Source organism: Nocardia sp. NPDC047648 (assembly GCF_040642815.1).
GTDB lineage: Bacteria > Actinomycetota > Actinomycetes > Mycobacteriales > Mycobacteriaceae > Nocardia > Nocardia gamkensis.
This window is the reverse complement of the sequence record NZ_JBEYSX010000015.1, coordinates 1-12,642: the sequence shown is the minus strand read 5'-3', so window position 1 is coordinate 12,642 and position 12,642 is coordinate 1. Positions and strand designations below refer to the sequence as shown.

General features: G+C 68.7%; 11 protein-coding genes, 1 tRNA gene and 1 other RNA gene. 6 read left to right on the top strand and 7 right to left on the bottom strand.

The window, feature by feature from the left end; translation table 11 throughout:
• Nucleotides 1-16 precede the first annotated feature (16 nt).
• Nucleotides 17-937, bottom strand: a complete 921-nt coding sequence (locus tag ABZ803_RS27180) for a neutral zinc metallopeptidase (RefSeq protein ID WP_357043490.1) — start codon at nucleotides 935-937, stop codon at nucleotides 17-19.
• A 286-nt stretch (nucleotides 938-1,223) separates the two neighbouring features.
• Between ABZ803_RS27180 and ABZ803_RS27175 the strand changes: the two genes are divergently transcribed.
• On the top strand, nucleotides 1,224-2,855 hold the full coding sequence (locus tag ABZ803_RS27175; protein ID WP_357043488.1) for a DUF2207 domain-containing protein: 1,632 nt from the start codon (nucleotides 1,224-1,226) through the stop codon (nucleotides 2,853-2,855).
• A gap of 57 nt (nucleotides 2,856-2,912) precedes the next feature.
• Here the strand turns inward: ABZ803_RS27175 and ABZ803_RS27170 are convergent, their stop codons facing one another.
• The 3 genes from ABZ803_RS27170 to ABZ803_RS27160 form a co-directional block, all read right to left on the bottom strand.
• Nucleotides 2,913-4,187 (bottom strand): ROK family protein, encoded by a 1,275-nt coding sequence (locus ABZ803_RS27170; protein ID WP_357043486.1) that lies wholly within the window; start codon nucleotides 4,185-4,187, stop codon nucleotides 2,913-2,915.
• Nucleotides 4,188-4,531: 344 nt separating this feature from the next.
• Complete coding sequence (locus ABZ803_RS27165; RefSeq protein ID WP_357043484.1) at nucleotides 4,532-5,242, bottom strand: hypothetical protein; 711 nt, start codon at nucleotides 5,240-5,242, stop codon at nucleotides 4,532-4,534.
• 125 nt (nucleotides 5,243-5,367) lie between these two features.
• A complete protein-coding gene (locus ABZ803_RS27160) occupies nucleotides 5,368-5,943 on the bottom strand; it encodes an HhH-GPD-type base excision DNA repair protein (protein WP_040864395.1) in 576 nt (191 codons plus the stop codon).
• Between the two features lie 217 nt (nucleotides 5,944-6,160).
• On the opposite strand from ABZ803_RS27160, the gene ABZ803_RS27155 reads away from it, so the two are divergent.
• The gene (locus tag ABZ803_RS27155; RefSeq protein ID WP_357043782.1) at nucleotides 6,161-6,967 is read left to right on the top strand and encodes a methyltransferase domain-containing protein; all 807 of its coding nucleotides are present in this window, start codon (nucleotides 6,161-6,163) and stop codon (nucleotides 6,965-6,967) included.
• Nucleotides 6,968-6,975: 8 nt separating this feature from the next.
• Complete coding sequence (locus ABZ803_RS27150) at nucleotides 6,976-7,416, top strand: SRPBCC family protein (protein ID WP_357043482.1); 441 nt, start codon at nucleotides 6,976-6,978, stop codon at nucleotides 7,414-7,416.
• A gap of 109 nt (nucleotides 7,417-7,525) precedes the next feature.
• On the opposite strand, the gene ABZ803_RS27145 is transcribed toward ABZ803_RS27150, so the two are convergent.
• Together ABZ803_RS27145 and ffs are read right to left on the bottom strand one after the other, a co-directional pair.
• A complete protein-coding gene (locus tag ABZ803_RS27145) occupies nucleotides 7,526-8,815 on the bottom strand; it encodes an aminotransferase class I/II-fold pyridoxal phosphate-dependent enzyme (protein ID WP_357043480.1) in 1,290 nt (429 codons plus the stop codon).
• 241 nt (nucleotides 8,816-9,056) lie between these two features.
• An RNA gene (gene ffs / locus ABZ803_RS27140) (signal recognition particle sRNA small type) lies at nucleotides 9,057-9,151 on the bottom strand.
• Nucleotides 9,152-9,279: 128 nt separating this feature from the next.
• Here ffs and ABZ803_RS27135 point away from each other — a divergent pair.
• A tRNA-Ser gene (locus ABZ803_RS27135) sits at nucleotides 9,280-9,367 on the top strand.
• 283 nt (nucleotides 9,368-9,650) lie between these two features.
• Entirely contained in the window at nucleotides 9,651-10,289 is a 639-nt protein-coding gene (locus tag ABZ803_RS27130) for a hypothetical protein (RefSeq protein WP_357043478.1), read from the top strand.
• Here the strand turns inward: ABZ803_RS27130 and ABZ803_RS27125 are convergent.
• A complete protein-coding gene (locus ABZ803_RS27125; RefSeq protein WP_357043780.1) occupies nucleotides 10,231-12,003 on the bottom strand; it encodes a WS/DGAT domain-containing protein in 1,773 nt (590 codons plus the stop codon). The two genes, ABZ803_RS27130 and ABZ803_RS27125, sit on opposite strands and share 59 nt — an antisense overlap.
• A 174-nt stretch (nucleotides 12,004-12,177) precedes the next feature.
• On the opposite strand from ABZ803_RS27125, the gene ABZ803_RS27120 reads away from it, so the two are divergent.
• Nucleotides 12,178-12,642, top strand: a 465-nt coding sequence (locus tag ABZ803_RS27120) for a cytochrome b N-terminal domain-containing protein (RefSeq protein WP_357043476.1), incomplete at its 3' end; no start/stop codon positions are given.

Below are 12,642 nucleotides of genomic sequence, written 5' to 3'. Positions count from 1 at the left end.
GCGCCCGCGTCGCGACTCAGCTCACCGAGCTCGCCGACGCGGTGAACGTATTGCACTGGGCCGCACGGTTGTTGTCCAAACCCGCCTCGAACCACTGGCCGCCGTTCTCGGACGACCCATGGTCGCGCATGTCCCCGGCCTGGTCACCGCGCCCGTAGGCGTCCTTGCGGGCCAGGGTGAGCTGCGGGTCGGTGAGCGAACCGCCCTTCGACGACGAGGAGAGGTACATGCCGTCGAAGCAGTTGGCCTGCAGTTCGACTCGGCGCGACAGCTCCAGTCCCTTGGCGCTGCGCGGCCCCACGTCGGCCCGGTCGCTGTTGGCCTTGCGCAGGATGCCGGACATCGCCTGCACGTGATGTCCGTACTCGTGCGCGAAAACCGATAGGTAGACCACCCAGTTGTCCTTGAAGTAGTCCGTCTGCAACTGGCTGATCGGCATGTAGACGGTCTTGTTCGCCGGGCAGTAGAACGCGGCGAAATTGCTGGTCGAGCCGGTGCAGGGGGTGGTGATGCCCGTCGTGGTCGCGCTGACGTTCAGCGACGGCGGCTGGAACGGCAGATTCGCCTTGCGCAGCACGGGTTTCCACGCCGCTTCCAGGCAGGACGCGGCGCTTTCGAAGAACTTGCGCGCGGCGTCCACCTGGGTGCCCCACGGCGAGTAGTCGCACTGCGCCGGAAGCAGCGTCGCGTTGGGGTCGGTCAACAGCGGGTTGTCGCCGGTTTCCGACGGTCCGACCGTGCCGTCCGGCTGTGTGTCGAACGTGAAGCTCGGCTGCGGACCGGACGCGTCGCTCGCGTCGCGCCCCACCGAGATCGCGTTGCGTACCAGTCCCGCCGCCGCCAGGAATACGACGACGACCAGCAGCACAACCCATCCGCCGCCTCCCCGCTTGCGTGGCGGCGGGTAGGGCGGCCGTCCGGGCGGACCATAGGGCATGGGCGGAGGGACCGGCGGGCCGTAACCCGGTGGCGGACCGTAGGCGGGCGGCGCGTATCCCGGCGGCGGGCCGTAACCGGGAGGCGGACCGTACCCAGGCGGCGGGCCGTAACCCGGGCGCGGGCCGTATGGCGCACCGTAGCCGGGCGGCGGAGGCACCGGACGCCCCCCGCGCGGGACCGGTCCGTGTCCGTACGGTGGTTGTGTCACGCCCCCGTACCCCCTCGTCTCAGTGATCGCCGACAGCCGCTGACGCAGGATAGCAAGCTGTCTAGAGTAGGCAGCCATGCTGACTTTTCGGGGGGCCGCCCTAGGCGCGCTGCTTCTCGCCATCGCGGGAATGTTCGCGACGGCGCCGGTCACCCAGGCCCAGCCCGCCCCGGAGGGCGTGACCATCACCGCCGATCTGAAGCTGAGCCGCGAGGGCGTCCTCGAAGTGGTCGAACAGGTCTCGGTGCCGCCGGAGGGCTCGTTCCGGATGTCACTTCCGCTGCGGCTGCGGGTCGGTGACGACGCCGAGCGCGTCTTCCGGGTCACCGACGTGGACACCGAGGGCGCGGGCACCGCGACGGTCGCCAACGACCAGTTCACCATCGAGGCCCGGCCCGGCGAATCGACCTTCCGGTACTCCGTGCAGAACACGGTCAGCGACGCGCGGGGCACCCAGGTCTTCCATTGGCTCGGTGTGCTCAACACCGACATCGCGTCCATCAGCGCCTCGCTGATCAGCCCGAGCTTCGAAATGGGCATCGTGGACTGCAAACTCGGCCCGCCCGGTAGCACCCGGCCGTGCGCCGACGTCAAGATCGAGACCGACGGCGTCCTCTTCCTCGAGCAGACCGACCTGCACAAGGGCGACGCGATCGATCTGACGCTGCAATTGCCGCCCGGCACCGTGCCGAGCAACGCGGATGTCCGCGACAGCGGCGACGCGGGCCCCTTCGCGATCACCGCCCCGGTGCTCGTCTCGTTCGGCGTGCTGCTGCTCGCGCTGGCCGGTTTGGTCGCCTATGTGCTGCGCGCTCGCCGCCTGGACGCGACGGTGGGCGGCGGTGCCGCGACGATCGATCCGCTGGTGCGCGAGGGTGATCGCGTGCAGTTCACCTCGCCCGAGGGCACGCTGCCCGGTGCGGCCGGGCTGCTGCTGGACGGACATGTCGATCCCGTCGACATCGCCGCCACCGTGGTGGATCTCGCGGTGCGCCGGTACATCCGGATCGCGCCGCTCAGTGACAGCGACTGGCGGATCACCCGGGTGAACACCCCCGACGACCAACTGCGCGACTACGAGAAGGCCGTCTACCAGGCGCTGCTGCCCGAAGGCGCCGACGCGGTGACATTGGGCGAGCTGCGCAAGCCGGGGCGCGTGGCCTCCGAACCGGTACGCGCCGCACTGGTCGCCGACGCCGTCGCCCGCGGCAACTTCCTCGATCGCCGCCGTCCCGGCCTCGCCCTGTGGCTCGGTGGGGCGCTGGTGGTCGCGGGTGTCGCGACCACCGTGGCGCTCGCACTCACCTCCGGACATGCCCTGGTCGGTGTCGCCATCGCGCTCGGGGGTGTCGCGACCCTGCTCTCGCCGAAGTACCTGCCGGTGCGGACGGCGCGCGGGCTGGAACTCGCAAGGCAGATCCGCGCGCTGCAACGCGGCCTGGAAAACACTCGGCGCGAACAGATCCCGCCGATCGACCAGGAAACCGTGTTCTCCCGCGCCCTGCCGTTCATGGTGCTCGGCGCACGCGCCGACAACTGGATCCGCGCCTTCCGCGATCTGGATCCCTCGGCCGACGCGCAACCCGGCCTCTACTGGTTCGGCGGCTTCGAACGCGACCGCAACCTGCAGCGCTTCGCGGGCCACTTCCCGTTCTTCATCACCGCCCTGGAGGGGCTTTTCGCCCTCGCGGGCGATCCGCACCGCTAGCGTCGCGCACGCAAAGGGCGATCAGCCGCTGCGGCCGATCGCCCTTTGCCGTATCACTCAGTCGTGCAGACCGGTTCGCCGGACCGCGGCCAGCGGATCGGCGTAGAGAACGCTCAGCGAGGTCACCACCGCGGCGTATTCCTGCACTTTGCCGCCGAAACCGCTGATCCGGATGTCGGTGGGCGGCAAGGTCGAACCCTGGTTGAACGCCCGCGCCACATGCGCGACCGCGGGGCGGTAGCCGGTGAAGGCTTGGCCGCCGAGGATCACCCGATCGGGGTTGAGCATGTCGCGCACCATCGCCACGGTGTGGCCGAGGATGGTGGCCCGCTCGGCGAGCAGTTCGCGCGCGGACTCCGATCCGGCCTCCGCGGCCCGGTACAGGTCGGCGATGGTCGAGCCCGCGGTGCCGTTGTGCGCCGGGATGATGCCGCGCCCGACGGCCCTGGAGTGCAGTGACCGATCACCGACGGTCACCTCCAAGCAGCCACGCCGTCCGCAGGTGCATTCCACGTCCGAACCCGTGGGCAGATGCGCGATCGAGCCGGGACCGTTGCTCGGCGTGTGCACGCGACCATCCAGGGTCACCGCGACACCGGCGGTCTCACGCACGTAGAAGTACAGGCTGCTGCCCCGCTCGAGGCGGGCCTGGTCCTTGGGCTCGCCGGTGGGCAGCAACAGCTCCGAGCCTGCCATCGCCTCCACGTGCGGCGCCACCGAGACGGGCAACTCCAGCACCTCGCCGAGGACCGAACCGACTTGCGCCCCACGCCATTCCAGTTTCGGATGATCGACGACACCGGTCAGCGGGTCGACCCGGCCGCCGATCGCGACGCCTGCCCACAGCGCCTTGCGCCGGTGCCAGCGCTGCAGGAACGCCTTCGCGCTGCGCGCGACGGTGGTGGTGGCGAATTCCTGACCGGTCTGCGGGGTGGCGATGGCCAGCCCACCGAGGATGCGGCCGCGCAGGTCGGCGGCGACGATCTTGGTGACCGCGGCGCCGATGTGGATACCGATGGTGAGGTAGGCGTCGTGGTCGATTTCGAAGGGGACGCGGGGGCGCCCGACCGCACCCGAGGCCGTCAGGTCGGGGCGTTCCCGCAGCAGGCCGGCCGCGAGCAGCGCGGAGACCTGGCGGTTGACCGTGGCGATGCTCAAACCCGTTGTGCGCGCGGCGTTGTCGCGGGAAACGGGACCTCCGGTGGCGGCGCGCAGGACCGCGGCCGCCGGGTTGTCGGCGAGGCGCAGTTCGGGAGCGACAACCGGACGCTGAACGCGGGCACGGCCGTTGGCAACCCTGGAGACGGATCGTTCAAGGGTGGGAAGGGACATTGTGCGGATCCTTGCTGAAGTCCCGCGCAATCGACGGGACATGCCTACATGGGCGGCGAGGCAGCAAATGAGCAGGAAAAACCGCTCAGCTGCAGCAAGAGAGGCGACACAGTTCGCGTGTCAATGGCAGCCGCAGACCCAGCGCGGCGGTCACGTAAGTGACGCGCAGGAGGTTCGATCGGCCGGCAGACATGTCATCAAAATTAACACCGATTTCCGCGACGCACCAACCCTCGACGCGCCGTTGTGTGCACAGGCACATTGTTTCCGCAGGTCGCGGCCACGCGAAAAGACCCCGCTGCCCGGAGAGCTCCACGGGGGCGGGGTATTTTCGCGCGGAAGGATTACTTCGGCGCGTTGAACGGCTGATTGATCGTCGTGAAGTACTGGATCGCGGCGCCGACCGCGACCGGGGCGGTGACCAGCAGCTGGCCCGCGAGGGTGCCGAGGGCACCGACGGCGATGATGCCGCCGAGGCAGCCGATGGCGGCGGCCGGGATGAACGCGCCGAACAGGCCGACGATCGCCGCGGAGGCGACGGTGGCGCCCGCGATGCCGCCGAGCACGCAACCGACAGCACCGCCCGCGATGCCGCCGACGAGCGTGCCGATGGTCGCCCCGGCGGCGATCGTGCTGGTCAGGCGGGTCCAGGCGGCGACCTCACGGTCGTACTCGGTCTTCCACGGCGCCTTGTCCTCGTACGGCAGGGCGACCGGCTTGTAGACCGCGTGCTCCCGGTCGAACAGCGGCGTCAGCGTCGCGTTACGACCGGAAATCTGTGCCGCGATCGGGAATTCGAAGTCCTCCAGCTGAAACCGCAGCGGCTGTGCCGCGAGCACGGTACCGTTGGAGGCCTTCACTTGGAGCACCTCGTCCTCGACAGCGAGCGAACCCGCGTCGGTTTCGATGATCGACTGGGTGTCCGTCGCGTACGCGGTGAAATTGATTGCGCTTTCGGCGCTTTCTTCCGCCGGCGCGGCACCGGATGTCCCCGCGGCCACTCCGGTCGCAATGGTCACCAGCGCCGCCACCACGGCGAGTTTCCTCATCCTCATGTCCTGCAATCCCTCATCTCAGCTGGAGCCGTTCCAGGCAAAAGCATCAGGCACCGGCTGTGCGAGAACGAGGAAAAAACGCAGGAAGATTTCAAATAGGCAACCGTCGAGTTACAGTTGCCGTACTACTTCGCTTTGGCCGCCGCTTTCGCCTGCTTCTTGAATTCCCTTACCTGTGCGAGAGATTCGGCGTCCGTCACGTCGGCAACCGATCGGCGTGAGCCCTCGTCGCCGTACGCGCCCGCCGCCGCGCGCCAGCCCTCCAGCTGCACGCCCCGCTGCTTACCCAGAAGAGCCAGAAAGATCTTCGCCTTCTGCTCGCCGTAGCCGGGGAGATCCTTCAGGCGGCGCAGCACCTCTTTCCCGTCCGGGTCGCCCGCCGTCCAGATGTTCTCCGCCTTGCCGTCGTAGTGCTCGATGACGTAGCGCGCCAATTCCTGCGCGCGCCGGGCCATGGACCTGCCGTAGCGGTGGATCGCGGGCGGCGTCGCGGCGAGCTCCTCGAACTCCTGGGGGTCGGCCTCTGCGATGCGCTGGATGTCGAAGCCGCCCATCCGGTCGGCGATCTTCTTCGGGCCGCGGAAAGCGTGCTCCATCGGGTACTGCTGGTCCAGGAGCATGCCGAGCAGGGTGGCGAAGTGGTCCTCGGTCAGTAGCTTGTCCGCCTCGGCGTCCTGCGCCAGGCATAGCGTGCGAGTCATCGCCTACCTCCTGCTCGGTGTGCTGGGGACGGGTCGATCATCTCACCGGCGCCGACGGGGCGGGACGCCGCGGTCGTCGCCGACCGAGATGGAGAGTGACTCACCTCACACTGCCTACGCGCGGGTAGATGACCTGCCGCGTAGGCTCCAGACCATGCCTCAGATGACGGCGACACCGACCAAGACGACGGCAACGGCCAGGGATGGACACGGGCCCATGAACACCTACGCATTGCGCCCCGACCGGTTCGACCGAGCAGGCCAGGACCAACTCGTAGACGTGCGCGACCTACAGGCCGCGCTGCCCGGTATCCGCCGCTTGCGCAGCTGGGCGCATGAAGCGCTCGCGCTGCGGCCCGGCGAGCACGCCCTGGACATCGGCTCCGGCACCGGGACGGAGGTCGTCACCTTCGCCGAAGCGGTGGGCCCGGACGGCAGCGCGGTAGGGATCGAGCCCGACCCGCATCTGCTCGCCTCCGCCGAGCGCCGCGCCGCCGAGGCCGGCTCGACCGCCAAATTCCACTCCGGGGACGCGTACGGCGTGCCGTTCGGCGCGGAGAGCTTCGACGCCGTCCTGTGCGAACGAGTCTTCCAGCACCTGACCGCGCCGGCCCGCGCGGCCAACGAGATCGCGCGCGTGCTCCGCCCGGGTGGACGCGTGGTCGTGGTGGACAGCGATTGGGGAACGGCGATCATGCACCCCGGTGACCGGCAGGTCGTCCGGGAGGTGATCGACACCCTCGTGTCGGCCACCACCAATCCGTTGTCCGGCCGTCGGCTCCCCGGCCTGCTCACCAAGGCGGGTTTGGTGGTCGACGACATCGGTTCGCATGCCTTGGTGCAGGACCGCAGCGTGGGCGCGGGCTCGTTGGTGACCAGGGTCTCGGCGATGGCGGTCGCGCGCGGCGCCATCACCGAGGCGCAGCGCGAGCAGCTGCTCACCGACCTGGAGGCGGGCGCGGCCAACGGCGACATCCACCTCTCGGTCACCATGTTCGCCGTCCTCGCGCACAAGCCGCACTGACCCGGCCGATGGCCGTCGACGTGCTCACCGACGTCGTGATCGACCGCTCCCGCGAGCTGGTCGCGGCCTACGCGGCCGATCCGGCGCACGCTCCGGCCTGGTATTCGCGCATCCACGGCGTCACCTGGGAAACGGAGCCGCCGCTGGGCGTCGGCTCGCGGATGGCGTTCGTCGCGCACTTCCTCGGCAACAAACTGACCTACACCTACGAGGTGGTCGCCTACGAGCCCGGCATACGGCTGGTGATGCGCACCGCGCAGGGGCCGTTTCCGATGGAGACGACCTACACCTGGGCGGACACGCCGGAGGGCGGCACCCGTATGACGCTGCGCAACCGCGGCGAGCCGAGCGGATTCGGGAAACTCGCCGCTCCGGTACTGGAAGCAGCGATCCGGCGGGCGAACCGGGGGGATCTGGCGCGGCTCAAGGAACTGCTGGAGACGGGGTAGGCGGCTGCCCGTCCCGCCGGTACAGCCCAGGTCGGCGCCGGACCGAGGCACAACGAGAATCGCCCGGCACGAATCCGTGCCGGGCGATCTCTATGTTCTCGATCCGCCGCTACTTGCCGAGCAGCTTCTCGGTGGCCGCCAGCAGCACGCAGGTGGCCAAGCCGTCCATCGCCTTCTCCAGCTCGGGCAGCTTCGGGAAGCTCGGGGCGATCCGGATGTTCTTGTCCTCCGGGTCGTTCTTGTACGGGAAGGCCGAACCGGCCGCCGTGAGCGCGATACCCGCGTCCTTCGCGAGCGCGATCACCCGCGCCGCGGTGCCCTCCAGCACATCCAGGCTGATGAAGTAGCCGCCCTTGGGCTCGGTCCAGGACGCCACCTTGGACGCGCCCAGGCGGTCCTCGAGGACCTTCAGCACCAGGGCGAACTTCGGTTCCAGGATGGCGCGGTGCTTCTGCATGTGCGCGCGCACGCCGTCGGCGTCGCCGAAGAAGCGCAGGTGACGCAGTTGATTGATCTTGTCAGGGCCGATGCTCTTCTTCGCGGCGTGGCTCAGGTACCAGTCCAGGTTCGCGGTGGAACCGCCGAGGAAGCTCACGCCCGCGCCGGCGAAGGTGATCTTCGAGGTGGAGGCGAACACCAACGGGCGGTTCGGGTTTCCGGCGGCGGCGGCCAGCCCGAGCACGTCGATCACCGGGGCGGCGGTGTCGGTGAGCGGGTGCACCGCGTACGCGTTGTCCCAGAACAGCCGGAAGTCGGGCGCCGCCGCCGGCATCGAGACCAATTCGCGGACAACGTCTTCGGAGAACACCACGCCGGTCGGGTTGGCGTAGTTCGGCACCGCCCACAGACCCTTGATCTGCGGGTCCTTCGCCAGCAGCTCGGCGATGGCGTGGGTGTCCGGGCCGTCGTGGCGCATCGGGATCGGGATCATCTCGAAGCCGAGCGCCTCGGTGATCGCGAAGTGCCGGTCGTAACCGGGGGCCGGGCACAGGAACTTCAGGGTGTCCTCGGCGGCCCAGCGACGCTCGGAATCATTGGTGCCGTACAGCATCGCGTAGGTGATCACGTCGTGCATCAGCTCGAGGCTGGCGTTGTTGCCCGCGAGCAGATTGTCCACCGGGATGTTCAGCAGCTCGCCGAAGATCGCGCGCAACTCCGGGAGACCGTGCAGGCCACCGTAGTTGCGGCAGTCGGTGCCCGCGCCGTCGCGGAAATCGCCCTCGCCGGGCAGGTGCAGCAGGGCGGCGGACAGGTCGAGTTGCTCCGGCGAAGGTTTTCCCCGGGTCAGGTCCAGCGTGAGCTTCTCGGTCTTGAGCGTCGCGTAGTTCGCGGTCTGGGTGTCGTGCTCGAGCACGAGCTCCTCATGGCTCATCAAACCGATCTGCGTTTGCCGGGGCATCCTGGGCAGCCTTTCAAGCAGCTAGGGGACGATGGTCTGGCCGGACCGATGGGCGGCGACCGAACAGTTGTCCATGCAGACGCACATGCATCCGCGGACGGTGTTCACGTTACCCGTGTGATGCCCGGAATTGGAGGCGTTATCCGCCGACGAACGGGGTTCGCCCAGAACCCGGGCCACGTCCAATCCGCATCGATCGAGCGAAGGCGCGGCAACCGCGCATACACCGCGCGAGCCGTAAGATAGGGGACCCCGCGCACCCGGCAGAGCCCGTTGACCCTTGCTGCCTTCCGGCCCTGGGGGAGTTCACAGGATGCGCGCCGCGCGGGATCCGTCGGCCAGTGTAGCGCCTCCGGTCCGCAACACCATCTTCCGGGTCCATCACACCGCCCGAGCAGGTGTTTCACCCTCCTTCCCCCACCCTGTTTGGCGACCGACGGGGGGCTACCGGTATGCTGCTCCACGGAGGATTCGCCTAGTGGCCTATGGCGCTCGCCTGGAACGCGGGTTGGGTTAACGCCCTCAGGGGTTCAAATCCCCTATCCTCCGCCACGAAAGGCCGGGCCGGACGCTTGATCGCGTCCGGCCCGGCCTTTCGCATGAGATACGGGAGCGCGGCGGCCGGGCATTCGGCGACCGGGCACGGCTGTGACGCGGGCCACTATCGAATCGCTTCGCCGGAGGCGTTCGCCGTTCGATGGCTACGGGTTCGCGGTGCGGCAGGTCTTCAGAAGCCGAGACGCCCGGGCCGACCAACGGCGTCCGGCAGCTGGGCGAGCCCCGTTCGTCCGATCTAGGCTGTGCGACTTCCCATTCCGATGGAATGATCGTCCCCGTGACTCAGTGGCTCCCGCTCTTCGGTTCCCTCATCGTCGCCATGGCGGCATTGGTCGGCGTGCTGGTCAACAACCGCACGAACCGGGCGGCGCTCACCGCCGCGGACGAGCGCAACCGGGTCACCCTGGACGCGGCGCAGCGCAGCGTGGAATCGACCAACGCGGCGGCCGAGCGGCGCGAGCACGACAAATGGCGGCGGGAGTCGGTGCTCACCGCGGTGTCCTCGGTGCTGGCCATCTCGAGCGACGTGCGCCAGCAGTTGTTGCGCTGCGAACGCTGGGAGGCCGAGGAGCTGGATCGGGTGGACGAGGAGATCCGGCAGATCATCACCGGTTCGCGAGGTTTCATCAGCAGTTTGCGCGTCGTAGCGCATCGCAAGATCCCCAATCGCTGCGAGGACCTGATGCGTACGCTCACGGCGGCGCTGAACATCAGTTTGCAGCGCCGCAGGATCGAACTCGACGGCGAGGCCGTCGCCGAGGAGATCACCGAGATCCAGGCGCTGTGGTCGCGGGCGATCGAGAACACCGTCGAGGAGGAGCGCTCGGTCATCAACGCCACCCGGCTGGAACTGGAGATCAAGATCTCCGCCGAGGTCCACCAGTCCGCACCCCAGCCCGCCCTCGTCCGTTCTTGACCCGCGGGCGTGCGATCGTCACGCCGGGGGCGGAGTCGAGCCGGGTGCGGTGTACTTCCAGCAGCGCCGCGCGGAGGTGGGCGGCGTAGGCGTCGAGATCCGGTAGGACCGCCTGGTCGGCGTGCAGGGAGATGGTGATGGTGTCGCCGAGGCCGTGTACCCCGTGGGTGAGGTGCATGACCGAGCCGAGTGCGGGGAACCCGGCCGTGAAGCGCACCTCCCCGCCGCCGAAGGACAGGTCGGCCGGGCCGCGGTCGACACTGGAGACGACCGTGTGCCCCGCTATCGAGTCGGGAACGGTGTCGAGGGGGTAGCGGTCCACGTCCCGGCGCAGCACCGGGGCCGGGACTGTCGCGGTGACCCGGTCCTGCGCCGACAGCAGCGGGTGCCGTGCGCGGATGCGCCGGTCGGCGAGCGCGGCGGCGATCTTGTCGGCGCGCAGTCCCGGATCGGGTTCGTCGATGAAGAGATCGACGCCGAGGCTGCGATAGTTGTTGCGCGGGCGGTCGACCTCGGGAAGGGCCATCGGGACCTGCGCACCGAGACGCTCCACCGGCTCGCCCCGATCGGCCAGGTAGCGGGCGAGCGCCAGCGACACCGCGGTCAAGACGACGACCGTGACGGTACGACCCGGCACCCGCAGATCTTCCGCCGGGAACACCAGCAGCCGAGCTTCGTGCCGCGAGATCCCCTCTGCCGTGGTCCGGTTCAGCGCGCTCGGCGGGTAACCCTGCCCGGGCGGCGGCAATTCGCCCGCCTCGGTCAGCTCCGCCAGCCGCTGCTGGGCTCGAAACGCCTGGTAGCCACGCACCGCCGTCGCGGCCATCCGAACCGGCACGCGCAGCAGACCGACCGCCGAATCGATCAGCACACCGATCGGCGACACCGCATCACCGATCATCCGCCCGCGCAGCACCACCGAGCCGACGCGCCCTCCCGCGGACGACACGCTCGCCGACACCGCATCACCGATCGCCCGCCCACGCACTACCACCGAGCCGACGCGCCCTCCCGCGGACGACACGCTCGCCGACACGGCGTCACCGATCGTCCGACCACACGCCTCGGCCGTCCAGCTGAACCCCTGGGAATCGGCGAGCACCTTTTGCGTGGATACGTCCAGCGACGATCGATCACTCGGCGTGCTCCGAGCCTCGCCGACCGAACTGCCGGCACCTGCGGCCTCGGTACCGCCGTCGCCTCCGGTCCGTACCCCACCGGGCGCGGGCAACCGTGTTCGGCCTTCGTCCCCCACCGCGCCGAAAAGCGCACGCCCTATCGCCGAAGCACGTCGCCCATCGGCCAGCGCGTGGGACATCTGGAGCACCACTACCAGCGCGGGCTCGCCTTCCTGCCCTGGCGCGTCGGCGATCGCGCGGAAGACGTGCAGCCGCCACGGACGCACGGCGGCATCGACGCCGGTGCCGAGCAGCTCGCCGAGCACGTGCAGCAGGTGCGACCAATTACGCTCCGCCAGTTCGTGTTCCACGAATTGCTCGGCAGCGAATTCACATCGCGTCCAGAACGGGTAATCGACGTCGGCGGGCAGTTCGCGCAGCCGGACCCGGAGGTCCGCGATCCGCGCGCTCCGTTCGGCGACGGCGGCGCGCAGTTCCTCGGTGGGCAGTCCGCGGTCGGCGAAGCAATACAGCAGAAAAAGGTCGTTGCGCGTCCGTTCGGACAGCCAATACATCGTCGCGTCCTGCGGTGCCATGGCGCTCACAAGTAAAACGATATCGACTCGGATCGAACGACGCCCCGCGAGCCGGACAAATGTGAATGATCTTGTTCCACAATTCCTCCGGAGAACCCCATCGATTCCGGCAGACAGCTCTGCTACCGTCTGTAGTAGGAACGGATACCACTCACCCAGGGCGGGGTGTCGGCCATGGCAATAGATCTAGCTCGCAAAATCGCCAACCAAGCCGATGAGGCGGACGAGCGGTATAAGGCCGCCGCGTTCGTGAAGCGGTCGATCAACAAGGTCTTCCCGACCCATTGGTCGTTCCTGCTCGGCGAGATCGCGCTCTACAGCTTCATCATCCTGCTGCTGTCGGGTGTGTACCTGACGCTGTTCTTCGACCCGTCCATGACAGAGGTCGTCTACAACGGCTCCTACCAGCCACTTCGCGGTGTCACCATGTCGCGGGCGTACGAGACGGCGCTCGATCTCTCCTTCGAAGTGCGTGGCGGCCTGTTCGTGCGGCAGGTGCATCACTGGGCGGCGCTGCTGTTCGCCATTTCCATCATCGTGCACTTGTTCCGGATCTTCTTCACCGGCGCGTTCCGCAAGCCGCGTGAGGCGAACTGGGTGATCGGTTCGCTGCTGCTGATCCTGGCGATGTTCGAGGGC